This is a genomic window from Nocardia asteroides (genome assembly GCF_900637185.1).
Lineage (GTDB): Bacteria > Actinomycetota > Actinomycetes > Mycobacteriales > Mycobacteriaceae > Nocardia > Nocardia asteroides.
In genome coordinates this window covers 468,760-492,803 of the sequence record NZ_LR134352.1, presented here as the reverse complement: position 1 = coordinate 492,803, position 24,044 = coordinate 468,760, and the positions used below count along the sequence as shown (strand labels likewise).

At 64.0% G+C, this 24,044-nt stretch carries 23 protein-coding genes and 1 pseudogene; 23 read left to right on the top strand and 1 reads right to left on the bottom strand.

Annotation, left to right across the window (positions count from 1 at the left end; all coding sequences use genetic code 11):
• Positions 1–84: 84 nt before the first annotated feature.
• The 5 genes and pseudogenes from EL493_RS02480 to EL493_RS02460 all read left to right on the top strand — a co-directional run bounded on the left by EL493_RS02480 (position 85) and on the right by EL493_RS02460 (position 4,486).
• A pseudogene (locus tag EL493_RS02480) lies at positions 85–1,442 on the top strand (3-oxoacyl-ACP reductase).
• On the top strand, positions 1,442–2,311 hold the full coding sequence (locus tag EL493_RS02475; protein WP_019049873.1) for a MaoC/PaaZ C-terminal domain-containing protein: 870 nt from the start codon (positions 1,442–1,444) through the stop codon (positions 2,309–2,311). The pseudogene EL493_RS02480 and the gene EL493_RS02475 overlap by 1 nt, the downstream one beginning before the upstream one ends.
• Before the next feature lie 461 nt (positions 2,312–2,772).
• The gene (locus EL493_RS02470; RefSeq protein ID WP_019049872.1) at positions 2,773–3,258 is read left to right on the top strand and encodes a hypothetical protein; all 486 of its coding nucleotides are present in this window, start codon (positions 2,773–2,775) and stop codon (positions 3,256–3,258) included.
• A 138-nt stretch (positions 3,259–3,396) separates the two neighbouring features.
• Positions 3,397–3,576, top strand: coding sequence for a hypothetical protein (locus EL493_RS02465; RefSeq protein WP_019049871.1), 180 nt, complete (start codon positions 3,397–3,399; stop codon positions 3,574–3,576).
• A gap of 511 nt (positions 3,577–4,087) precedes the next feature.
• Positions 4,088–4,486, top strand: coding sequence for a hypothetical protein (locus EL493_RS02460; RefSeq protein ID WP_019049870.1), 399 nt, complete (start codon positions 4,088–4,090; stop codon positions 4,484–4,486).
• A gap of 122 nt (positions 4,487–4,608) precedes the next feature.
• On the opposite strand, the gene EL493_RS02455 is transcribed toward EL493_RS02460, so the two are convergent.
• Positions 4,609–4,998, bottom strand: a complete 390-nt coding sequence (locus EL493_RS02455; protein WP_162178123.1) for a helix-turn-helix domain-containing protein — start codon at positions 4,996–4,998, stop codon at positions 4,609–4,611.
• A 323-nt stretch (positions 4,999–5,321) separates the two neighbouring features.
• Between EL493_RS02455 and EL493_RS02450 the strand changes: the two genes are divergently transcribed.
• From EL493_RS02450 to EL493_RS02365, 18 genes are all read left to right on the top strand, one after another.
• A complete protein-coding gene (locus EL493_RS02450; RefSeq protein WP_019049868.1) occupies positions 5,322–6,071 on the top strand; it encodes a hypothetical protein in 750 nt (249 codons plus the stop codon).
• Between the two features lie 366 nt (positions 6,072–6,437).
• Positions 6,438–6,680 carry a hypothetical protein gene (locus tag EL493_RS02445; RefSeq protein ID WP_019049867.1) on the top strand — a complete coding sequence of 81 codons (243 nt, stop codon included), beginning with the start codon at positions 6,438–6,440 and terminating at the stop codon, positions 6,678–6,680.
• 109 nt (positions 6,681–6,789) lie between these two features.
• Complete coding sequence (locus EL493_RS02440; protein ID WP_126405537.1) at positions 6,790–7,359, top strand: hypothetical protein; 570 nt, start codon at positions 6,790–6,792, stop codon at positions 7,357–7,359.
• A 272-nt stretch (positions 7,360–7,631) separates the two neighbouring features.
• A complete protein-coding gene (locus tag EL493_RS02435) occupies positions 7,632–8,417 on the top strand; it encodes an alpha/beta fold hydrolase (protein ID WP_019049865.1) in 786 nt (261 codons plus the stop codon).
• Positions 8,418–8,450: 33 nt separating this feature from the next.
• Positions 8,451–8,681, top strand: a complete 231-nt coding sequence (locus EL493_RS02430) for a hypothetical protein (protein ID WP_019049864.1) — start codon at positions 8,451–8,453, stop codon at positions 8,679–8,681.
• Positions 8,659–8,955: a hypothetical protein gene (locus tag EL493_RS02425; protein WP_126405535.1), complete on the top strand. Its 297-nt coding sequence runs from the start codon at positions 8,659–8,661 to the stop codon at positions 8,953–8,955. Before EL493_RS02430 ends, EL493_RS02425 begins: the two co-directional genes overlap by 23 nt.
• 229 nt (positions 8,956–9,184) lie before the next feature.
• On the top strand, positions 9,185–9,952 hold the full coding sequence (locus EL493_RS02420; protein WP_019049862.1) for a peptidoglycan recognition protein family protein: 768 nt from the start codon (positions 9,185–9,187) through the stop codon (positions 9,950–9,952).
• A 299-nt stretch (positions 9,953–10,251) separates the two neighbouring features.
• Positions 10,252–10,761 carry a hypothetical protein gene (locus EL493_RS02415; RefSeq protein WP_126405533.1) on the top strand — a complete coding sequence of 170 codons (510 nt, stop codon included), beginning with the start codon at positions 10,252–10,254 and terminating at the stop codon, positions 10,759–10,761.
• Between the two features lie 98 nt (positions 10,762–10,859).
• A complete protein-coding gene (locus tag EL493_RS02410) occupies positions 10,860–13,418 on the top strand; it encodes an EndoU domain-containing protein (RefSeq protein WP_022566686.1) in 2,559 nt (852 codons plus the stop codon).
• Positions 13,419–13,518: 100 nt separating this feature from the next.
• Positions 13,519–13,875, top strand: a complete 357-nt coding sequence (locus EL493_RS02405) for a hypothetical protein (RefSeq protein WP_022566685.1) — start codon at positions 13,519–13,521, stop codon at positions 13,873–13,875.
• A gap of 345 nt (positions 13,876–14,220) precedes the next feature.
• Positions 14,221–15,066 (top strand): DUF6881 domain-containing protein, encoded by an 846-nt coding sequence (locus EL493_RS02400; RefSeq protein WP_022566684.1) that lies wholly within the window; start codon positions 14,221–14,223, stop codon positions 15,064–15,066.
• Between the two features lie 998 nt (positions 15,067–16,064).
• Entirely contained in the window at positions 16,065–16,502 is a 438-nt protein-coding gene (locus tag EL493_RS02395; protein ID WP_022566682.1) for a hypothetical protein, read from the top strand.
• A gap of 72 nt (positions 16,503–16,574) precedes the next feature.
• Positions 16,575–17,162, top strand: a complete 588-nt coding sequence (locus EL493_RS02390; RefSeq protein WP_019049857.1) for a phage tail tube protein — start codon at positions 16,575–16,577, stop codon at positions 17,160–17,162.
• Positions 17,163–17,279: 117 nt separating this feature from the next.
• Positions 17,280–17,567 carry a hypothetical protein gene (locus EL493_RS02385; RefSeq protein WP_019049856.1) on the top strand — a complete coding sequence of 96 codons (288 nt, stop codon included), beginning with the start codon at positions 17,280–17,282 and terminating at the stop codon, positions 17,565–17,567.
• Positions 17,528–17,944, top strand: coding sequence for a DUF5361 domain-containing protein (locus tag EL493_RS02380; protein ID WP_022566681.1), 417 nt, complete (start codon positions 17,528–17,530; stop codon positions 17,942–17,944). Before EL493_RS02385 ends, EL493_RS02380 begins: the two co-directional genes overlap by 40 nt.
• Positions 17,932–20,208, top strand: coding sequence for a hypothetical protein (locus EL493_RS02375; protein ID WP_126405531.1), 2,277 nt, complete (start codon positions 17,932–17,934; stop codon positions 20,206–20,208). Before EL493_RS02380 ends, EL493_RS02375 begins: the two co-directional genes overlap by 13 nt.
• Positions 20,205–21,104, top strand: coding sequence for a hypothetical protein (locus tag EL493_RS02370; RefSeq protein WP_022566679.1), 900 nt, complete (start codon positions 20,205–20,207; stop codon positions 21,102–21,104). Before EL493_RS02375 ends, EL493_RS02370 begins: the two co-directional genes overlap by 4 nt.
• Positions 21,105–21,323: 219 nt before the next feature.
• Positions 21,324–24,041 carry a hypothetical protein gene (locus EL493_RS02365; protein WP_126405529.1) on the top strand — a complete coding sequence of 906 codons (2,718 nt, stop codon included), beginning with the start codon at positions 21,324–21,326 and terminating at the stop codon, positions 24,039–24,041.
• The last annotated feature ends 3 nt before the right edge of the window (positions 24,042–24,044 follow it).

Sequence of the window (24,044 nt, the reverse complement as noted above, 5' to 3'; positions counted from 1 at the left end):
ACCGTACCCGCAAATGTGAGCTCACACGGGGGACACTGGGCGAGCACGGTCATCCACACGTCGAGCACAGAGAAGGTAGGAACAGTGGCAGCCAAGAGCAAGGGTGCACCCAACCTCTACGGATCCTTCATCCACTCCGCCCCGGCGCGTTCCTGGCGAGCAAGCTGGGCCTGCCCCAGCCGGCGGAGCTGCGCCGCTACAAGGCAGGCGAGCCCGCGCTGCCCGGCCCGGTGCTGCTCGGTGGCAAGGGCCGCCTCGCCGAGCCGATCCGGGCCCTGCTCGGCACGGACTACGCCATCGCGGACTCGCTCGACTCGGGCACCAAGTACGGCGCCCTGGTGTTCGACGCCACCGGCATCGACTCCATCGACAAGCTCTCGCAGCTGTTCGAATTCTTCCAGCCCGCCATGCGCAACCTCGCACCTTCGGGGCGTGTCGTGGTCCTGGGCACCACTCCCGAGCTGGCCGCCTCGGTCGACGAGCAGATCGCCCAGCGCGCGCTCGAGGGCTTCAGCCGCTCGGTCGCCAAGGAACTGCTGCGCGGCGCCACCGGCCAGCTGGTCTACGTGCACCCCGAGGCGGGCGCCGCCGCGACCGGCCTCGAGTCCACCCTGCGCTTCCTGCTCTCGGGTAAGTCGGCCTTCGTCGACGGCCAGGTCATCCGGGTCGGCAAGGCCGACTCCGTGGCCCCGGCCAGCTGGGACAAGCCGCTCGCGGGCAAGGTCGCCGTGGTCACCGGCGCCGCCCGCGGCATCGGCGCCACCATCGCCGAGGTGTTCGCCCGTGACGGCGCCACCGTGATCGTCGCCGACATCCCCGCCGCCGGTGAGGCGCTGTCGGAGACCGCCAACAAGGTCGGCGCCACCGCCCTGGCCCTCGACGTCACCGCGCCCGACGCCGCCGAGCGCCTGGCCGACTTCGCCGTGGAGCGCTTCGGCGGCATCGACATCGTCGTGCACAACGCCGGCATCACCCGCGACAAGCTGCTCGCCAACATGGACGAGGGCCGCTGGAACTCGGTCATCAACGTCAACCTGGCCGCGCCGCACCGCATCACCTCCGGCCTGGTGGCCAAGGGCGTGCTCAAGGACGGCGGTCGCGTGATCGACGTGTCCTCCATCGCCGGCATCGCGGGTAACCGCGGCCAGACCAACTACGGCGCGTCCAAGGCGGGCGTCATCGGCATGGTCGACGCCGAGGCCCCGCTGCTGGCGGAGAAGGGCATCACCATCAACGCGGTGGCCCCCGGCTTCATCGAGACCGCGATGACCGCCGCCATCCCGCTGGGCACCCGCGAGGCCGGCCGCCTGATGAGCTCGCTGCTGCAGGGCGGCCAGACCGTCGACGTCGCCGAGACCATCGCCTTCTTCGCCAGCCCGGCGTCGAACGCGGTGAGCGGCAACGTGGTTCGCGTCTGCGGTCAGAGCCTGATCGGCGCCTGATGACCCAGACGATCACCCTCACCGAGGTTCCGAAGAACGGCGGGCTGTACGCGAAGGCGGCGCTGGGCGCCGTCCCGCTGCCCGCTCCGCTCTCGGGCCGCAAAGCCACACTGCCCGACCGCCGCGTAGTGCTGGACGGCTTCCAGGTCGACCCGGACCACCTGGCCGCGTACTGCCACGCGACCGGGCTGCGGTTCAGCGACACCCTGCCGCTGACCTACCCGTTCATCCTGGCGTTCCCGCTGGCGATGCAGCTCGTCGTGGCGCGGGACTTCCCGTTCAGCGCGGTCGGCGCGGTGCATTTCGAGAACGTCATCGAGCGCACCAGGGAGATCTCGGTCGCCGAGCCCCTCGACTTCGCCGCGCACATCGAGAACCTGCGTGAGCACCCGAAGGGCCTGCTGGTCGACGCGATCACCGAGATCCGCGTGGGCCGGGAGCTGGTCTGGCGGCAGGTGACCACCTTCCTGCACCAGCAGCGCACCTCCCTGTCGGGTGGCCCGAAGTCGGCGCCGCCCGCCGACGAGGTCCCCCCGCCGCCGCTGCGCGTGCAGCGCGTCGATCAGAAGATGATCAACCGCTACGCCGCGGCCTCGGGTGACCACAACCCGATTCACGTCTCGGGGATCGGTGCCAAGGCCATGGGCTTCCCGAAGACCATCGCCCACGGCATGTGGTCGGCCGCGAACATCCTCGCCACCATCGAGGGTCGCGTTCCCGAAAAGACCACCTACTCGGTCAAATTCGGTAAGCCGGTCTTCCTGCCCGCCGCGGTCAACATCTACGCCGACCAGGTGGGCACCGGCTGGGACCTGTCGATGCTGCACCCCAAGAAGGGTTTCCCTCACCTCACCGCGACTCTGCGCTGAGGCCTCCGGGATTTCGAACGGGCCGTACATCCGCACGGATGTACGGCCCGTTCGCGCACGCGGATCGGCATCGCCGAATCCGTCGTTACGCGCATTCGCTGTGAGATTACTCATCGCCACTGATTGCGTTCGCTGAATCATTGCCACGCAATAGGATTCGACGCATTCTGGTCTACCGACCGGTGCTTTCTTCCGCGAGCTAAGGAATTGCCCGATGCCGTCTAGGCGGGCGATCCGATGTTGCCCAATCGCCAATACTCCACGCTGGAAAACCCGGCTACCGACCGGCATCCGAACAGTCGCCTGCCCCGAATTCCGGCCGCTCCGCGCCTGCCCGGCCGCGTGCTAGAACTTGCGGTGCCCAATCGGGCCGGGGCGGCGAAACTGCGGCCGCCCAACGCGTTTCACCTGATGATCCGTTCGGCGAGAAGTGGTGTGGAGGTAGCGTTGTGAAAAAGACAATGGCGATCGTGATGACGGCGGCGGCTTGGTCGCTGGCCGTACCCGGTCTGGCCGGCGCCGACACCGGCAGCGGCACCACCGGAAGCGGTGTGATCGACACCGGCAGTGGCATTCTCGGCGACCTACTCGACACCGGCAGCGGCATCCTGGGTGGCAGCTCCGGCGGCTCCTCGGAGAGCGTGCAGCCGTGCAACACCTCCACCAAGTCCGGTGGCGAGGGCGTCACCACCACCTCCCACCAGCTCGGCGTCGCCGGCCCCACCTCTTTCGTGCTGTCCTACGAGACGCTGAACATCCCCGACCGCATCCAGGTCTTCTACGAGGGCGGTCAGGTCCTGGACACCGGCTACATCGGCGACAACATCAACCAGGGCACCGGCTCCGCCGTCGTCTCCCTCCCCGCGGGCACCGCGACAACAGTGACCGTCCGCGTCAGCGGCATGGACGACACTCAGTGGGAGTACACGGTCAACTGCCCGTCCTGACAACGCGATTACCGGCCTGAGGCATCGGCCCGCACTTCCCCCGTGCGGGCTGATGCCTCAATTGCCGTGCACCACAGCACGTCACTGTGACGCTCGTTCGCCAACCGCGGCCACGAACCTCGGCCCGAAGGCGGGATCTTGCCGGACGCATTCGCGGTGGTCGGCGACGAGGCCTACGAACTCCAGCAGCTCGGCCAGGATCTCATTCTGTATGGCCCGCCGACCGCCGCTCTCGATCTGGTGAACCCGGCCTATCGAGCCTGGGTGGAACGATCCGAAGCGGACGCCGACGAGTACCCCGAACCTTTCGACGAGTAGCCCCGCGGAATCGAACGGCAATCTTCCAGAAATCGATCGGAAAACTCCCAGATCCGAACAGGTATCGAGGCGGCAATCCACTGGCGTCCACCAATGATCCTGGGCTAGCATCGATTCGAGACCTCACAACGTTACGCACTTTGCCTGTGAGATCTATCATGGCATGAGCCGGTGATTAACTGGGTAATCGAAGCTGTTCAGCGCCGTGTCGGCGTCGCGTCCTCGAATTCACCACGCGTTGTCAGCACATTCATCGACCGCTCACCCGCTTGCCCTGCGAAAACCGCACACCGGCACCCGCGAACCGTGGCTCGACCGCAACACCTGTCGAGCGATCGGAATGAAGTCCTCGATCCGAGCGAAACATCCTGACAGGTGCTGGCAAACTTCTGGCATTGCCTCAGCGAATGCCGTGACAACTAGGGGCTGGGACCCGGAAAACTCTCATGTTAGAAACTTCCTGTCGGTACCAATGCCGACGGATATGTTGCATACCAAGGGGTTTCATTCAATGAACAAGCTTCGCACGCTCGGTATCGGTCTCGCGGTCGCCGCGGGCATCGCCCTGTTCGGCGCCGGTACGGCCACCGCTGAGGAGACCGGCTCGGCCGAGTCGGTCACCACGATCCTGGAGGCCCTGACCTCCGGTTCGGCCGGCGCGACCGATCCGACCGATCCGGGTACCGGCGGCGGCACCACCGACCCGGGCGCCGGCGGCGGCACCACGCCCACCTCCAAGAAGTCGGCCATCGCCGACGAGGCCGAGACCGGCTCGTCCGACACCCTCGCCGCCATCCTCGAGGCCCTGAGCTCCGGCTCCGGCGGCGGCGCGACCGACCCGACCGATCCCGGCACCGGTGGCGGCACCACCGATCCGGGCACCGGCACCGGCACCGGCGGCGGCGAGTAACTCGCACCCAGGGCCGTGCACCGTCGGTGTGCGGCCCGAACCGGTTTGCAGCCCCTCGCGAATCGGCGACATACGACGAAAGCCCCACCACCGGTGGGGCTTTCGCTGTTCAGGCCAGAGGTTCAGCTCCGGCGCGCCGCCCTGATCCCGTTGACGTAGGCGGCCACGATCCGCAGATCGCCCTCGGACAGCCCGGACAGATCGACGATGCCGCTGGGCGGCTGTGCCGCCACCGGCTCCGTCTCCACCGGGTCGAGCCCGGCCTGCTGCAGCAGCGGCTCGGCGTCGAGGCCGACGGCGGCGGCCATCGCCTGCAGGGTCTCGGCGGTGGTGCTGGCGGGCACCTTCTGGCCGCGTTTGTACTGTGTACCGTTCTCCACCTGCGTCCACAGGCTGGTACTGATTCGTGCTGCCTTCGCGGCGCGGTCCATCGACATCGCGCGCTCCTTGCGAGCAAGCCGCAGGGTGACGCTGACCTCGGGCGGGACCACCGCGCTCCGTTGTCTCACCATGACGCGATGATAGCAGATTGTTTGCACTGATGCATGAAGTGCATGTAGTGCTCTAGGGTGCGCCCGCACCGGCCGATACTCGCGCGGCATCGTACATCCTCCTTACCTCGCCGCCCCTAGGGTGTGATGAACACCAACCGATCCGTGCAGTTCGATCGCTCGGCTTGACATGTGCTTTGTAACAACGTTGCATACAACGAGTGTTGATTGGGGGGGCCTTCGCAGAGGGCATCCACTCGGCACCGTCCCGCCGCGCGGGCACCGCAGTACGGTGCCGCGGCCGCGGGGCACTGGGCCTGCTTATCGACTGAAGGAGCAAGTACATGGGTACGAGCGATGCCGTTCTGGCGTCGAACCGCATGCGTGAGGATTCCTGTGGTGTGACCCCGTTGGACAGGTGGCTCGATGACACGCACCTGTACCTGGATCGAAGTGCCGCGCGAGATCTGGCGCGCCTGCTGGGCGACATCCCCGATCTGGCCGAAGACCTGGAGGACGCGCGGACGCGCCAGACCAGGTTCGGCGCCGTCGACTACCGCACCCGCAACGGCGCGCGCGAACAGCGCCTGCCGTTCAACGCCGCCGCCGCCCGGGTCGAGGACGAGCTGCGCGCCGTCCTGGTGTCCTGGGTCCGGCTGATCTGCGAGCAGCGTGCCTTCGCCTACGACGGCGCGGCGAGCATCGCCGGCATGGCGGAATGGTTGCAGCGCAATATCGTCGCTTTCGCGATGACCGAAGGCGTGGAGACGGCGCCCGCCGAGATCGGTGCCGTGGTCGAGGCCGCGGTCGCGATCGTGTGCCCGCCGGTCGACGTGTCCGCCGCCGACACAGAACTCGTGCTGCGGGCGCGCGCCGTCCGGCTCAACGCCGCCGGCATCGGCAAGCTCGCCGAGCAGCTGGGCGAGGACTACCGCAATCTCACCGCCCGCCGGGTCCGCACCCTGCGCGAGGCGGGCCGGATCGGTCCGGTGCCCGGTCCGTGGCTGCCCGACTGGCCCGAACTGTTCGTGGTCGGCGAGGTACTCGACGCCCATCGCGCCTTCCCGGCGCGTCGGCGAACCAAAGATGCATAGCGAATTCAGTTGTCCCGGTGGGGCGTCGGCCGAACAAGGCCGGCGCCCCACCGGCGTTTTCGGCACCGAAAGGCTTACGCCGAGCCCCTTTTCGCGCCTCCGCGCCGTCGATTCAGGCGCCAGGCGGTGCTTCTACCTGCATGTTCGCCTGTTCTCGGCACAAGTGTTGACACAACGCGAACCATGTTGCAAGATAGTCCCAGCGGGATTTCGCATGCCCAAAATCGGGCGCACACTTCAGATTTCACTTCCATCGGGTATCGATGCCGAAGATCCTGACCGGGGCTCACGTTTAACTCCTCGGTAGAGTGGGTAGGTGCTCTCGACCGAGGGACTGTCCATTTCGGCTGCTGGGTGAGGTTTTCTGTGTCAGGTGCTTTCGATGCGTTCATCCCGGATGACTCAGGCAAGCCGACCGGCGAGTCGACTCGCGAAGGCGATCGCGCCTACCGGAACGCCGACGATCCGGTTCCGGTCAGAAGCAACCGCGCCGGTCACGTCGACATGTCCGACATCTGCCTGGAGGACCTGCAAGTCGTCGCGGGCGCCGTCGATCGCTGGCGCTCACTGCGCGCGCCGTTCGTGGTGAAACACCACGCTTCGCGGTGACCGGCGGTCTGCATCCGGCAACTGTCGGGGTGAGGATGCGGCAGCGGTTGTCAGTGGCGAATCGTGAGAGTTGTGTGTCCCCATGGGTGTTGACGAGTCGGATGCGGTGATGCCTGACCGACAGGGTATCGCCGTGCAGCGCAATGGTTTCAATGCGCAGGAAGTGGCGTTCAATCACGGTATCCGGATCGATTCCGTGGTCGTGTTCGACTTCGTGTCGTACTGGTCGGTGGTGGATCGGGCGGTGCTCATCCAGGCCGATCTGTCCGGTCATGTCCGCAACGAGGTGATCGCGCACTCGATCGCCCATATCGAGATGGCGGAGTCGCTGGAACTGGCGGCCGCGCTCGACGGCGAACTGTGGCGCGGCCGGGTGGAGATGAAGGTCCACCACATCGTCTCCCGGCGGCTCATCCCGCTGGCCGACCTGCGCGACGCGCTCGAGATCGGCAACAACATGCCCGATGTCGCCGCCATCCTGGGCGTCACCGAGTTCCTGCTCGGCTGGCGCCTGCAACACCTCGACGACGAGGAACTGGCCCTGATCCCCGTCCACCTGCTCAACCGGCTCGGCTGGCTACCCGGCATGACCGCCGACTACCCGTACCTGTGCCTCTGGCCGACCTCGAGCTCCGGTGAGATGCTCCGCCAGCTTGCGCCCGGCAGACACCACAAATAGCAAGCACAACAGCACTTTTCAGCCCTCGTTCCGCATCAACGGAACGGGGGCTGCGTCGTTGCGGCCCCCGAACTCATGCGGCAGGCCCCCGAAAACACTCGAACGCCCGCGGGTTCAGAGCCCGCCGCATGCCCGCCCCGGGCGCGCCCGTCTCCCACGGCACCGCCGCGGTCGCAGACGACGCCGCCGCGCCGGGGCGAATTGGTCCCGCTCCGGACGATCACGCGTCCGGAGCGGGACCCATCCACGTCCTTCCCGAAAGAGGTACTCCCATGTCGTTGTGGTCGCCGAAAGACCGGCCGCGCCCCAGCCGCGACCCGCGCCCCATCGACGTCCTGGTGGTCGGCGGCACCTGGAACCCTGGCGGCGACGGCGTCACCGGCGCGTTCGTCGACGCGCTGAACAAGTCGATCTTCACCGCCCGCATGGTCCCGTACCCCGCCGACTACGGCACCACCATGAGCTACGCCCGCAGCGTCGCCGAGGGCAAGCGAGCGCTGCTGGCCGCCGTCGATCGCTCGCCGAACCCGGTGGTGCTGGCAGGATATTCGCAGGGTGCTGCCGTCGCGGGCGACCTCGCCGCCGAGATCGGCCGCGGCGAACATCCCGGCCGGGAGGTCATCGCGTGCGCCCTGATCGCCGACCCTCGCCGACCCGCGGGCCACTACCTCGGCGACACCGATCCCGGCGGCTACGGCGTCGTCGGCGAACGCCCGATCGACGGCATCCCCGCCTACTGGGCCGCCGCCCCCGGCGACCCCATCACCGCCCTGCCCGCGGGCAACCCGCTGCGCACCATCGCCGACCTGAGCGCCTTCTTCAGCTTCGCGAACGCCAATGCCGCCGTCACCTGGGGCAAGGAAATGCTCAACGCCGCGGCCCGGAACCAATTGCAGCGCTGGTGGTCTCCCGCGAACTGGCGCAGCTGGGCGGGCGCTGTCGCCTATGCCCGCGGCTACCTGTTCGACGGCCGCCACACCGACGACTACGTCCGCTGCGGTCACGCCCGCGCACTGGCACAGGCCCTGAACCGCGATGTCGCCGAAGGGCGCATCTGACATCGGGTGTTGCACCCGGGGAAAGGAATTCGCATGCGCATCACCACGATGCCGGAGCCCGCGCTGGTCCGGTCGGTCCTGGTCGCCGCGACCGGCGTGCTCGCCTACCTGCTCGGCAGGCAAATCGACACCGCCTGGATCGAAACCCTGCTCACCCTCTACGGATTGGCGACGCCCCTGATCGCCGGGGCGGTGATCAGACCCGCGGTGACCCCGGTGTCGGGAACGGCGGGTGAAGCGCGTGGCCACGTGGTTGAGCCCTGAGTTCGTGCAGGCGACCGGCGTCGCCGTCGCCACCGTGATCGGCGCGGTCACCGCCTGGCAGGCCAGAGAGGTCGCCAAACTCCGCGAACGTGTCGTCGCCCTGGAGGAACAGGCCGCCGACGACAAACTGCGCTTCCGCGACGCCATCCGCCTGATCCGCGCCCTGCAGCGGCACATCGACGAACTGCTCGGCTTCCTGCGCCTGCACGTCCCGGGCCAGGAACCACCGGCCGCGCAGTACAAGGTCCCCGCCACCCTGCAGGAAGAAATCTGACGGCACCCCGCGTGCCCCACCGAACCGCATGCGGCAAGCCCCCGGAGAACACTCGACACGGTGCGGGATTCGAGCCCGCCGCATGCCGCGCCCCCGATGCGCCCGTCTCCCGTAGGTGGTCTGCGGTCGAGACGCCGCCGCCGCGTCCGGGGCGCCCGTCCCGCCCTCGCGCTTCCCCTCATCCGCGAGGGCGGGACACCGACTTCCCCCTATCGAAGGAGAACAGCCGATGAGCTGGACAGGAGATCCGGTCTGGCTGGCCGACGTGCTGCGCGCGGCCGGCCTGAACGTGATCGAACACGACGGCTGGCGCGACCGCGGCCACGGCGATTTCCGTGACCTGCGCGGCGTGCTCTGCCACCACACCGCCGGCGGCGGCGCCAACGACTGGCGCATCGTCCAGAACGGCCGCGCCGACCTCCCCGGCCCGCTAGCCCAGCTGGTCCTCGAGCGCGACGGCACCTACCGCGTCGTCGCCGCGGGCGTCTGCTGGCACGCCGGCCGCGGCTCCTGGCCGGGCTGGCCCACCGACAACGCCAACTACCACGTGATCGGCATCGAAGCCGTCTCCCGCGGCGACGGCACCGACTGGACCCCCGAACAGATCGACGCCTACCAACGCGGCTGCGCCGCCATCCTGGCCCGCATCGGCCGCTCCGCCGAGGACTGCGTGGCACACCGCGAGTACTCGCACGAAGGAAAAATCGACCCCGCCGGTATCGACATGGACGAATTCCGCCGTGCCGTACAGGCCTTCATCGACGGAGAGGACGCTCCGATGAGCGCATCCGAAGTAACCCAGATCCAGGACTTCATCACCGCCTTCTGCGGCCCGATCGGCAGTGACGTCAAAGACATCCGCGAGCAGCTGTGCGGTAGCCGGCAGCGCGACGCGGGCATGTACGGCGGCTGGGACCAGCTCGACGGCATGACCGTCGTAGACGCCTTGGCCGACATCCTGGACCGCCTGAAGGCTCTCGAAACACCCCCCGCCTGACGCGCCAGCCCATCACGTCGATGGGAGGAGGTGATTTCCATGCTTCCTGTCGTACTCGAACTGCTCGAGCTCGCACTGCTGCTCGCCCCGGTAGTCCTGCCGCTGCTCGGCCTCTAACTGAACACCATCTCATCCCCCAAGCCCGGCCCGTCGGCCTGGGCTTTTCTCATGCCCAAGCTCGGGAGGCACACCCTATGTCCGGCAAGGAAATCATCGGCTCGGTCGACTTCAGCACCACTGCTATGTCGTCCACCGAATACGTACAAACCGAATCCGGTCAGCTGGTCACTCCCGAGTTCTTGGCGCTGCTGCAGCAAACCCTGTCCGGCAAGCTCGCCGAGCCGGACCACACCGACGAACTCGACCCGCAGGTCCGCCTGCTGGCCGAAGAACTCTCGGTCATCCACCTCCCGGAATGGAAGAGCGCGGTCGGCCGCAAACTTGCCGAACCCACGGTCACCTCGATCAAACAAGCCACCCGTGTCGCCGAATACCTGGTCAAGCGCGGCGTGCGAGTCCACCCCGAATTCGAGGAGATCAGGTGGGTCCCCACTCCCGCCGGCGTCCCCGGCGCCTTCGACACCGGCACCCACATCACGCCCGATGCCGAAGGCAACTGGCCGACTCCTGACGTCGAGGAGTTCTACGACTTCGACCAGATCTCGGTGAAGCAGATCGAGGGAAGCGCTTGGCATGCAACGCATCCCCGGGGCATCGCGGTCGAGGGGAAGACCAAGTCGGAGGCGTATGCGGCGATGGTGGCCGAGCTACGTCGGCGAATCGACGATGCGTCGGCGGCTTCACGGTGAGCGTCGCCGCCGATTGGGTGAATGCTGGTGCGGCTTGGCGTGCATCACTGACACCGATCGGAGTCAAATCAACAAGCGTCCGGTCTGATCAACCCCGGGTGATCAACGTCGAGGGCCTGACCCCCGCCGCGGCCGCGCGAGCGTACAACCGGGTCCTCGCGCAACGGGACCTGAACAACCAAGCGGTCGACATCGCAGGGCCGGCGACGCGTTTCGTCAACGACCAAGGCCCATCCGTTGGCACTCCCGGTGCTCCGGTGCAGGTCGCGGATCCGATCGCCGACGAGCCCAAAATCGACTACGGCGGGCACAACTACGCCGGTGGTATGCCACCGCCGAAACCACAGCCGGAGGTTCCAGCCCAAACCACTCCGCCTCCTGCGGTCATGCAACCACAACAGCCGGCGACTCCCGCTCTGAACACCGATACGCCCGGACCGCAGGCCACGACTCGACCGCCTGTGCCGGGTTTGTTGGGGGCTCTGACAGGAACAGATCCGGAGACGGCTGCAGTGCTGGCTGGGGCTTCGAATCCTGGCGAATTGCCGGCGCCTTTGGTTCCCGTGCAGATGGCGCAATTGAAACCTGGTGAGTCGACCCAATTTGCTGGCGCGACGATTACTGCGACGCCGGATGGTGGTCACACGACGAGTACGGTCGACCCCACGACCGGCACGGTCAATACGACGGTGTGGAACATGCACAGTTCGGTGGTGCTGAGGAGTCGGTCGGCACCGGTACCGAACACGGATGGAAATTCGTGGGAAACGACCATTACCCACGCAGACGGCAAGGTGTCCGAAGTATTTTCCGTCGCGAGCCCCGACGGAACTACCACATGGACTGCGAACCCAGATGGTTCACATTCCGTGCAATACCCGGGCGGGATGATCGTCAATGAGCCCCCACCAGGATCTTCATTACCGGTGATCGTGACACAGCTGGGGCCGGATGGACGTAGCGGTTACACCGTGGCCTACTACCCGGACGGCCGGGTCGTGGAATCGGGATTCACGCCGAGTGAGGTGTTCGGCACTCCGGTGACAGATGTATTCGGGTCAGATGGTGAAAACGTGAATGTGTTGACTGTTCCCGGTCGGGACAGCGGTGCACCGTTCAGCATTATCACCGATGACGGCGGGAATCGGACCGTCGTGGGTCCCGACAATTCGGCGACTTCGATCGATCGCTACAACAACGTGATCGGGGCATCAAATAGCGGGACTCACTTCGATCCTTTCGCGGGAGCGTGGACCGAGGACAAGATTTCCCACCGCGGGCCGATGAGCTATGCCCCGGATGGTACCGCCACCCAGCCGTGGTACTACGTTGGACCAGGTGGCGAATTGCTAACAGCTATCGCGCACTTCGACAAAAACAACCAGCTGACGATGCTTACCGACTCCGACTACCAGGGAATGAAGTGGTCGTCGTTTGAAACTATCGACGGTATTTCGGTACCGATGCAGTCCGGGGCCCTGGATGCCGGAAATGTTGAAGACAATGCCATCCTGGTATTCGAACTGGCGACTCTGGTCGATCTACCATTCGCTGCCGCGGGGTGGGGGGCTCGTATCGGTGCGCGTTGGTACGGCAGCAAAATGGCCGGTTACGGATCGACTCTGGCGGCCAGGGGACTGGCCGTTTCACAACTCAGAACGCGGGCCCTGACGGGGGTCACGACCGGGGCGTCCGTCGCAGTGCTCGATCGGTTGCGCACAGCCATCGCACTCCGAAAAACGAAGCCTGAAGCTACTACACCAGGATCTCGCGCGGTACTTCCAGCCAAAGCTGAACCCACCCTCGCACAAACAATCACAATGCCATCGGCATCTTCCGCGTCCATCCTGGCAAGATCTGCTACCGACAAAGGATTTTCCGCGTCGCAAACTGGCATCCTTGGGGCGGCCCACCAGCGTCTCGGCGCGGGCCGACCCCTAAACGAAGTACTCACCAGCGAGACCGCCACCGCGCGCGCTGCACACAACCTCGTCGCCGAGATCGAGCACTTCGCCCACCTTCAAACTGAAACAGCGGCACTGACATCGGTTGGTGCCCGAACGTCAGCAGTGCGCCAGGCCCTGCAAAACAGCGCTACCAACGTTGGTACGAAAGTCGGTGGCAGCGCCAAGGGTCCCGCGCAAGCTGCCCCCAAAAACCTGCCTCGAGCTGGAGGTGGCAGAGGAGGTGCGAAGACTGGGTCGATTGGGACGGGAGGCTCCCTACCTCCGAACTTGGCCGATGTTCCTCCGTTCTGGTCTGATAACCAGACGTGGATACACATCTTCAAGGGCGAGCTCAAGAAGGGCATGCATGCGAAGGGTTACCACCACCGACCGGGTGGACGGGATCGGTACGGGGTCAAGGTCACCCACCGCACCGCACCGAACCGGGACGGTGTATACCAAGGTAATGTTCATTTGAGCCGATGGGTCGGAGGAGAATGGGTTACGAAGGTCGGCCGGTCTACGTTCTTCCCCGATACTTGGAGCTCCGCCCAAGTTCGCCGAGCAGTCGAATCGGCAATGAGGAACGGCACACATGAAGAGGGTAATCTCTGGATTGGTGTCTATCGAGGAATAAAGATCGGCGGATTCATCGATCTCGATACCGGTCGTATTATTACCGCATTTCCAATTCTAAAAAAGAGCACATAAACTAGCCTTTGGGGAAGGGAATACCTTGGTACATTTGCATATATTCAATAAATCGGACGGGTCTGTCCGCGCTGTCGAATCACTGCATCATGATGAGGCGATGATTGCGCTCTGGATGTATTTGGATATCCAGGCAGAAGGTACCCTCCTGGTGGAGATCGTCGACCAAGTGGCTAGATCGATGAGCGATCCTGGTTTGAGCTTTGAGTGGAGTGGTAACGCGTGGTTTGCCTCGATCGGCTCCGGCGGTGTCTCTGTTGAATGTCACTACAATGACAACTGGGTGGCCGGGCCAATATGCCATGAAGATGTCCTGAGTATCGCCGAGCAATACTGGACAGCAATCGGTGCTAGCCATGAAGGTGATATAGGACGGGCATCCGAGCGATTCGCTGCCATAGTGAATTCCTTCAAGGATTCTTACGGCAAGGTTCCAGAGATTCCCTGGCTGCGATGAGTCAGCCAATGTGATAGCGGCCCGATGGGGTTGAAACCGGAACGTGGAAGCCGTTAACATTCTAGATACGCCACAGCGAAAATCAGTCAACCAATCTCCAGGCGCATATTGCCGAATAGAGGAGAAGATCTCGCTATTACTGGCTTCTAGCCCACCCGGAACCGGCAGAGGTCTCTGTATATATCGAGTACGGCGCGCCACCGACGGGCATGCCACGCCTTGGATGGCGGCCGCAAGGTGACGAACGAGTTTCGTGGATCTATCATACGAGATATCGCCTCAGTGGTTCACCGACCTGGAGCGACAATCAACTCGATTATCAACAGGCAGTGACGGTGTAGCGGCATGGACGTTGTGAAGCAGCAGGAACTCATACGAATCATTTCCGAAGGTCTGGTCGAGGCCATAGGGGCAACTCGTGCCGAGGTTGTCGGAGTATTCACCTTGCTAGGCGATCTGGCCTTTCATACGATATCATATCAAGTCGACGGCCAATGGTGCTCCGGTAGCAAACTACCTGAAGCAATCTGTGAGGCAATTGCGGAACTCAAGCGGGAGATGTATACCGCGGATTCTGGAACGTGGCTGTCGATGCAGATATCAGTTTTGGATGGTGATGTTTCAACCATATTCGAGTATGACGAAATACCGCAGTTCGTTGAGTCGATCACGTCCCATCTAGGCATAGAGCTTCGTCGGTATCCGCGGGCGCGCGTTCCGCAATGGATGCTGGAGGAGTTGGATGAATCCTGGTCACCAGGTCGGAACGTGGACGTGCGTGACGAACCGGGGGATCCGCAGAGTTATTCATTTCTGTCACGCATCCAGGGGCCCAGTAGCGGCTACCTTCCAAAGATGCCACGTGAGGAAGCAGTAGCTTCTGCGCGAGGATACCGTCCGGAAGAGGACGGTTACATCTATTTGAGGATCAGTCACGAATACGTCTCAGAGAGAGATGGGTTGCAGTCCTTCTTGGAAATCGATGGCGAGGGTTATGAGGTCCGAAAAGTATGCTACTTTCCGAACGGTCGCGCAGATTGGGCTTCCCTCGCTTCAGATGGCGCATACGTGCAACTTTCGGAAGAGCCAGTTGTAAATGAATCGCAGTCTGTCGAATCCGGGCCTCAGTGCATTGAGATCCTTCCCGAAGAGTTTCAGGCCGAATGGCTCCACGTAACTGGTTTGCACTGACATGGGTCAACGGCTATTTGCGGCAATTGTTGGCTGATTCTATATGTGAGGATGATGCAGCGGCGGGGCCTGGAATGACGTAGTGAAGCCATGCCGGCAGATGAACTTCGCCAAGCGCTGAAGATGGCAGAGTTTGGTATGGTTTTGTCTACGGAAGGCCGGGCGTCGGTGTAGTGCACGTGGGATAGTAAGATGCGCCGGTTCAATATTTGGGAGGGTGGATCGTCTTCGTGTTGATCGAACGTCCATACACTGACCATGCATATGTCCACGATAGAATCATGGCTATAGATGCGCAGGTAAGTGCATTTGTGCAGGACGGCGCTGAAGACCCGAGGACGGCTAGTATCCTCCCTGACCTGTTACTGAATCGTCTCCTTCACCTTCTTGCTCTTGAGGAGCCTGATTGGTTTGCCGCCAAAAGTACGGCTGCTGCTGTCTTGGATGCCTATGAGGCTTTGGTGGATCTGGTTGACGCTACTCGGCGCGAGGGCTCGTCGGCAAACGGCTCCCTGTTTACCGATTATAATGGTCAACGGAAATCGGAACGCTCATCTTATCAGGTATCTCTTACGCCCGTAGACTTCTTTAACGCGTTCTGGATTGCTGTGATACTCGGCGACGCGAGGCGCCTAGATCTGCTAGCCGCAATGCCCATAGATGCTTTCTCCTCGCAGAATGTGCAAGCGGATAGATCGTGGACTTCCGAAAGTTGGGTCTCGCTACCTTTGACGGCTATCGCATGTATGGCGCTCAGTAAAGGGTACAGGGTCGAGTCTACATCTGCGTATCTTCCGTTGCCGCTGCGCCTGCGGATGGTATAGATACGCCCTGGGCTATGCCTGAAATCGGATGCACCCGAGTGGCAGATGATTTGGAGATGTTGTTTGCCGTCTACGGGCTATTTCGTCCTTTGTCGTATAGATTAAAGTTCCCGGCTGGCCGCTGGGTATTTCTGATGATTCAGTCACGGAGTATGATTTACTAAGGATTCAACAATGAATGAAAGAGTCTTGTTTGCTGATATCGAGCAAATTTTGGTCGAATATCTTGCAGGAGAAATCGACGCAGTCTCCGACACCGCAACGGTAGTCGTGAGGACACCCGATCCTCGGCCCGGCCGCATGGTCCGCGTAGCCAGAAATGACCGAAAGGCTCGAGTCGACGTCGAGGATCGGGAGGGCCGCAGAAGCGCCCACCTGATCCTGGATCGTCCTCGCGTCGTTCTCGAATGCACCGACGACGCGGGCGGAGCGGCAACCCTTGCCGCCCTTGTGCGTTCGATCCTGAGTGCGGCCGCTCCCGGCTATCTGGGCACCGTCTGGTGCGACCAGGTCGAGGACGCCGGCATGGAGAACGACACCGATCCGGCGACCGCCGCTCCGCGGTACACACTGGTCGCCGACCTGATTGTGCGAGGCACCGTCCTCGCCTGACTCCCTACGGAGTCGAACAACTGAAGTACCAATCCCGAGGGCCTGCGCAACAATCCCAAGGGAGTAAACACAATGGCTCTGCCTTCCAGCAACTACATCGGCGCCGGTACCCCGAACCTGGCCGTTTCCGGCGGTGTCCTGGTGGCGCCGCTCAACTCCACTCTGCCGACTACCGCGGCGGGCGTCATCGACCCCGCGTTCAAGGCCCTCGGCTACGTTTCCGAGGACGGCATCGAGTCGCTCGGTGAGCGCAAGGTGGAGACGGTCAAGGACTGGAACGCCGACATCATCGCCCAGCTGCAGACCGAGCACTCGGTGCGCTTCGGCCTCACCCTGTACGCGGTGTGGGACCAGGACGTGCTCAGCGAGATCTTCGGTGAGAACAACGTGACCGCGACCGCGGCCACCGCCACCTCCGGCAAGCTGATCAATGTCAAGGAAACCGGCCTGGTGCTGCCGCGTCGCTCGTGGGTCTTCGACATGAAGACCGAGGACAAGAAGCTGCGCATCGTGCTGCCGAACGCCAAGATCTCCTCGATCACCGAGAAGAAGTTCGTGTCCAACGAGCTGGCCGGTTTCACCATCAATGTCGAGGCCTTCAAGGACGACACCGGCGTCAAGGCCTACCGCTACCTCGACGACGGCATCAAGACTGCCTGATCCTCTCTAGTCCCCCAGTGGCGGCGGGTTACACACCTATGCGCAGGCCCGCCCGCCGCCGCTGGGCCCTCCTGTTCACCAATCGAATCTCTCTCGCAACGAAAGGGTCTGCTACCCATGACTTCTCCTGCTGCCGGCAAGTTCGCCCAGCCCGCACCGGTGAAGGACGACTTCACCTACACCGTCGACGGCACCGACATCGTGCTTCCCTCGCTGTCCTACCTCAAGCCCGGTCTGGTGCGCCGTATCCGGCGCCTCGGCGATGTCGATGCGATGTATACCCTGCTCGAACTGAGCCTCACGGTCGACGCGCTGGCCGCGCTCGACGAGATGGAACCCGACGCCTACCACGAGTTCCTCGAGGCATGGCGCGCGCACTCGGGGCTGAGCCTGGGGGAATCCTAAGCCTCGATGCTCTCCTCGAAGAGTATGGCGAGGCAATCGAATTCGATCTGATCGTCCTGGGTCTGCGCAGGCGGATGCTCGGCACCGCGGGGCTCGGCTGGGCTGAGCTGCGGGTGATCGTGAAGCACCTGCCGCCGGACTCGGCGCTACACCGGGCCATGTATCCCGAAGCCAGCCGATGGCAGGTGGCCGAGCATCTCCTGGCCGAAGTCGCCGACAGCCTCCGCTGGCTGATGTGGGCGCGGACCGACGACGGCCGGCGCGGGCGTAATCGCCCGGAGCCGATCGCACGACCCGGAATTCGATCGGATCGGGAGCGTGTCGGTACTGCAACGGAACTCGCTCAGATGAACGACTTCCTCGGTTGGTCCGGCTAGGGAGCTGCAGTCCCGGAGCGGTCGAACGCAGAAAGTGGATACCAATTGTGAAGAAGAAACGCCCAACGGCGATGACCTTGCCGGACGTTCTCGCGATGACCACGAGCGGTCAGCCTGCTCCGGGAAAGCGGGTCAGGTTGCCCAGTGGAGCTGTCTGGGAGGGCGGTTCCGGCACCGCGACAATCACCCTCCCCGACGAGGACCCGATCATGCTCGGCGCGGATGGCCGCATCCCGCCCAACAGACTGATCGGTTCCGGAATCTTCGGGCTGATGGACAGTGTGCTCGCCGATGTACTCGGTACACAGCCCGGCGCGATTGCCGAACGCGTGGCCGGGCAAGCTTTGGATCTGCTCCGTCCGGACGGCGATGCCGCCGACAGCAAGACCAGGCTGATCAAGTTCACCTCGAAGACAACTCTGTTCAACCCCGCGAAGCCCCCTTCCGACAATGCTGCGGTGGAGGCCGATGTGCCGGGCTATGCGCACGGCGGCACCGTCATTGGTCCCGGCACCGGGACCAGTGACTCGATCCTGGCACGGTTGTCCAAGGGCGAGTTCGTCGTGAACGCTGCCTCGACCGCCAACGCGCTGCCGCTGCTGGAAGCGATCAACGCGGGATGGGTGCCGTCGCCGGGCTATCTGGCCGGTATGTTGCCCGGGTTCGCCGCCGGTGGACTGGTGGGCGACTCCGCGGTGAACGACCCGGAGCGTTGGCGTTCACTGCTCGGCACGGGTTTGGCCGCCGACGTGATCGGTGGCGTGGCAGGCGCGGCGCTCGATGCGGCAGGCGCCGCAGGTGCCGCGCTGGGTGGCGCCCTCGCGCCGGTCTTCCGCGGCGGTGGTGCCTACAGCCGCCGAACGAACGATCCGATGAAAGTCGATCTCGGACAGCAGGGCGCGGCGTTCGCGGAGAACGGTCCCGCGCTCTCGGCGCAGCTACAGGTAGAGCCGCAGGGCGTGATGAATGTGGCGCCGGCCTTCGCCGATCCGTCCACCGCGTCCGCCGACGGGTCCGTCGCGCCGCTGATGGCGTTGTCGGAGGCGCTGACCGCGGGCATCATGTCCTCGGCGACCGAGGCCGGCGGCCGCGTCGGTTTGGCATTGGGGAACGCCATCGCCCCAGCTCTCGGCCCTGCCGGTGACATGGCACCGGTGATCGGTGAGTCGCTCGGCCAGGCGCTCGGGTCGCGCTTCGGCGGCGGTCTCACGGCCGCCATGTCGCTGAAGACCGAGATCGGTCCGACCGGAACCCCGACGTTCACCGAGGGCGGGGCCGGTGGTGCTGTAGCGCCCGGCGGCGCTTCACCCGCGGGAGCCACGACCTGGGACGGTGTGGGTGGCGGTACCACTATCACCGGCGGTGGCAGTACGACTACCACCGGTGGCGGCGGCAGCAGCGTCATCGTCAGCGGTGGTGACTCCGCCGGCGGCGGTGCGTGGGTGTGGTATCCCGAAGCGACCAAGACCGAGACCGGTCCCGCGACCACGCCGCGCACACCAGCCCTCAACGGCAAGTCACTCGTCGACGAGAAGTACTGGACCACCTACAGCGGTGCCGACAGTATCGATCGAGGTGCCGTGGTCGGCAGTTCGATGGCGAACAAGCTGGCCGAATCCTTCGGTCTCAGCGGCAATCCGGCTGTCAGTGACTTCGGTGCCGACCTCGGCGCGCTGGCGGGTGCGCTGAACATCCCGCAGATCACCTCGGCGCTGGGTGTCGACAGTCCGCTGCTGGCTCAGCTGGGTATCGATCCCGAGGGCTCGTATTTCGTTCCTGGTGAGCAGCAGAAGCAATTTAAGATGAACGAGGCTGACAACCTGACCGCGGGTATCCAGGGATTCCTCTCCGGCACTTCCTCCGGTGGGTTGGTCAAGGGCATCACCGGCGCGGCGAAGGGCGTGGCGGAAACCGCTGCCGGTCAGCTCGGCAGCTTCATCGGCGCGGGGATCGGCACCGCGATCGCCGGTCCCGCCGGCGCGGCTGTCGGCGGTGTGCTCGGTTCGCTGGTCGGTTCGATCGGCGCGGGCAAGGCGGTCGATCTGGTGGCCAAGCCCATCGAATGGGTGGCGAGCACGGCCAAGGAACTCGTCGGCACCGGCTTCGGCCTGACCGACCTTGCCGAAGGAGTCGGCGGGCACACCGCCCGCGGCGACATCTTCAACTTCAACGGTATGGATCCCAAGAGCGTTGCGATGTCGATCGCCCGCGTCCAGCGCCGTCAATCGTTTGCTCAGCAACGCGGAGGAGGGCTCGGGCGATGACCCACCAACTGCTCACTACCCAGGACACCAAGATCGTGGTCTGGGATATCAACGGCCGGGTCTGGCACCTGGCAGGCCCCAACGCAGGGCGCGAGGGCGTAAGGCTCTCGGCACAAACAGGTTTCATGTTCGCGCCGGTCCAGCTGCTGACAACCGAGGGTGCCCGGCAGGACGGTGCCACCTTCGCGCGGTCTGTCCGCTGGAAGAAGGAATGGGACTTCTTGGCCATCGTCTCCAGCGCGGACGGTGCAAGCGAATCCAACCCGGTGCGTGAGTTCCTCGCCGTGCACGACGCGTGGTTCCGTGGCTGGTCCACCGACAAGCCGGTCACGGTCGGCTACTTCACCCGGCATCAGGGCTGGCGGTTCCAGCAGTTCCAGCTCGACGGCGCACCCGAACCCGCGGGCGATATCGATCCGGCCCGCAACGGATTCGCTATGTACAAGATTTCGGCGACCGCCATGGATCCGCTCGCGCATCACTTCGACGAGACGCAGGTCTGGACCAACGCGGCCGGCGCCAGCGAAGGCGTCCTGCGCCTGCGCAACGCAGCCGACCAGCCGGCGTGGCCCCGCTACACCATGAACGGTCCAGGACGCTGGTCGATCCTCGACCCGATGCCCAGCGACACCGGCCAGCCGCGCATGGTGCAGACCCCGCGACTGACGGCGGGCCAGACCCTGCGTATCGATACGCATCCGCGTCATCGCACGGCCCGGCTCTACACCACGGACAGTTCGGCGGTGGTGAATGTGTGGGGTCAGCTGGCCGGCCGTCGCTGGTTGGCATCGCTTGACCCGTGGGCCAGCACCGACATCGTGGTTCGGGTCGACGAAGGTACGACCGACTCGAGCATCATCGGGGCCGTGACCCCGAGGTCGTCCCGGCCGTTCTGACCGGTTCCGCCAACTGAACAGCTAGCGCGAGAGAGCCCAATCCCTTGGCAGGGGTTGGGCTCTCGCATAGTCGAAGGAGGTATCGCGATGGCGGTACCAAGGGATCAGGCGGCGTATGACCCTTCTGGGTATCGGCGATGGACGAACTCGCTGACGCCGTCGGGCACTGACTCCGGAGCAGGCAGCCCCCCGGCGCCTCGGGTACACGACGTCAACGGTATGACCGCCGCGTCAGCGGCTCGGGCATACGAACGCCTTCTCGGCGTACGCAATATGACCGGGCGCGCGAACGACGATGTGCAATCCGCTCAGCCGATCAATGGTCTGGGCCCTATGAAGGTCGACTTCATAGACGGACCGCTGCCGAGCCAGCCGCCTCCCACGGGTGCCAACGATCACCAGTCCAAGCTGGCAGCCGAGCAGGAAAAACGGCAGCAGGCGCAGGAGCGCGAACAGCAAAAGCCGTCGGCGCCCGCGGTCGACCAGCCTCCTGCTGAAGTACCAGGTAACCAGACGCCACCTCCGGTTGCGACCCAACCGCAGGGTTCGCCCGCCCCCGCGGTCCCCGTCGAGGAGCATGATCCGCTGCTCGATGCGAAAGGCCCGAACCAGGACGCGCTACCGATGCCGTCGACCGACGGCCAGGAGGTGGGAAAGACCTGGACGGAAGTGCGCCCGAACGGGCAAGTCGTCGAGTACACGATCCCAGAGGGCAACGGCAAGAACACAGTAGACGCGGTGGTCAAGGACGCTGCCGGAAATGTGCTGTCGACGGCGCGGATCGTTTCGATCGAAGGCACGGCGAACTACATCCGGTGGCAGGACGACGTCGGTGGCGGATCGTCCTACTTCGAGTCGGGTGGGCCGAACGGCCTGGGCTACGGCCAGCACTTCGCGCCCGGCACCTCCACCTCGGGTATCCCCACCCACGCGTTCGAGACCTCACCCGATGCGTCGAAGTCGCGAACGCTGTCGCTCGACTCGGCCGGCCGCGTAGTCGGAGTCGACATCGGAGTCCGGAACTCGCAGGGCCTTTACGACAACATCCACGTAGACAATTTCGGCAATGCCACGATGTCGTCTACGAAGCTCGGTCCCGGTGGTGAACTCCAGTCCAAATTTACCGGGCAGATGTTCGCGAATCGTTCCGGGTGGATGATCGATGAATTCGATAACCATTGGGAGGGAGAGCCCGACAAGGACGGAAACCAGTCGTGGTTCCGGGTTCAGAACGGTCATACATACCGGATGAACCACCTCGGTGTGATCACCGATTTCTCGCTCGACAAAGACGGCCGGCCGCGTCTGGACACGATCTTTCCCGATGGTTCACAGACAGTGCAATCGGGCCGGACCACCGTTCACTTCGATGCAAGTGGGAAAGAAGCCTGGAGGAACGAAATTCCCGCTCCCGTGCAGCCTTGGGATGTACGTGCGTGGGAGGGGACGAAGCGCGGACTGACCGGTCTTGCGTCTGTTGTTTCCGATACCGTTGGCGCTCCATTTCACATGATGCAGGACGGCGTCCGAGGTATGTCGTCGATCCGTGTCGACCAGTACGGGACATTCCACGTCACCTACGACGCCCCGAACAGGTTCGCAAACGCGGGAACGGCAGTGGTCGGCCTGGCCAAGGGCGCTGCCATGTTCTACCTCGCGCTCCCCAAATACGCGGTGATGACGGGTTACGACGCGCTACGCGGCTCGGACTTCGTCCGCGGATCCACAACCTACCAACCGCCCGACCGCGAAGGCGAGCTGGTCAAGGACCTCACCGGAATTCCGCTCGAGCAGTGGAAGGACAACACGGTCGGTACGACTTTCGAATTCGGTGCAACGGCAGTCGGCGGGTTGATTCTATTCAGAAGTGTGGGAATCCGACCCCGTTCAGGGTTCGGCGCAACTGGACTGCTCGAAATTTCCTCCGGCTTCCGTAGGCGGTCGAACAGCTATATAAGCGGCAGCGCGAAGTCAGCACTGGAGATGGCGAGTGGGTTAGGGTCCAGGGCAGCCAAATACGCACGTGAGCAGGTAGATCGAATACGCGACTGGGGCGATCAACCGGTCAGAACTCTCGACGTATTGAGCGAGGTTATGAGCAGTTGGATCGATCGACTTTCACCCCAGGCTGTACCCGCAGAGGGGTTTCGCGGCGTCCCCGCCACCGAACCGAGGCGACCGGATATATTCGCATCAGAAAAACAATCGGCGGAAGGTTCGAGTTCCAAGGGAGATTCTGCCCCGAATGCCGGTGCGCGACGGGCTGCGGCTGAATCAGTTCTCGGCCGACATCTCGGGAAGGTTGTTGATCTGGACCGTTGGCTCCGTATGCACTCACAAAAGGCTGACCCGGAATTTGCGCAAGCACTGACCGAACTCAGGGAGGTTGTAAGGATCCTGGACAAGGATCCGAAGATGGGAATTAAAACGGCCCTTGAACTCGGACCGGATGGTGAACCTCCGAAAAGGTCCGTTCCCGAATTTGACCTGCTACTTCTCCCTGCGTCTGGTGCGCGACCTATTCGGGTCGAAGTCACTACGATTCAAAAAGAACTACGGGACGCTGCAGACCTGACAGATGGGATCCGGCACGGATCCGATAAGGTGGAAGCGCGCGACGGCCTTGCTAAACCGATGAGTCGCCCTCGTGAGGTGGTAATATATGCTCGCGTCGGTCAAGTCACCTGGAACAGAAAGGGGCAGATAACGGAGTTCAGCCCTGACGGGAACATTGTTTTCAAGCGTCCGACGGGCGAGGTGATCAGGACCAAGAACATATTCTCAGACCTGCTTGGCAATCTGAATGGTACGCCGCCGAAGCCTAAAAACGCCGGAAACCTTGATCGAATTACGGTTGTTGACTCCCATACGGGACTTGTGCTGACGGAGCTTGTCAACGTTAATTCTAGGTGGACCAGGGTGGCCGATGTCGATTAGTTC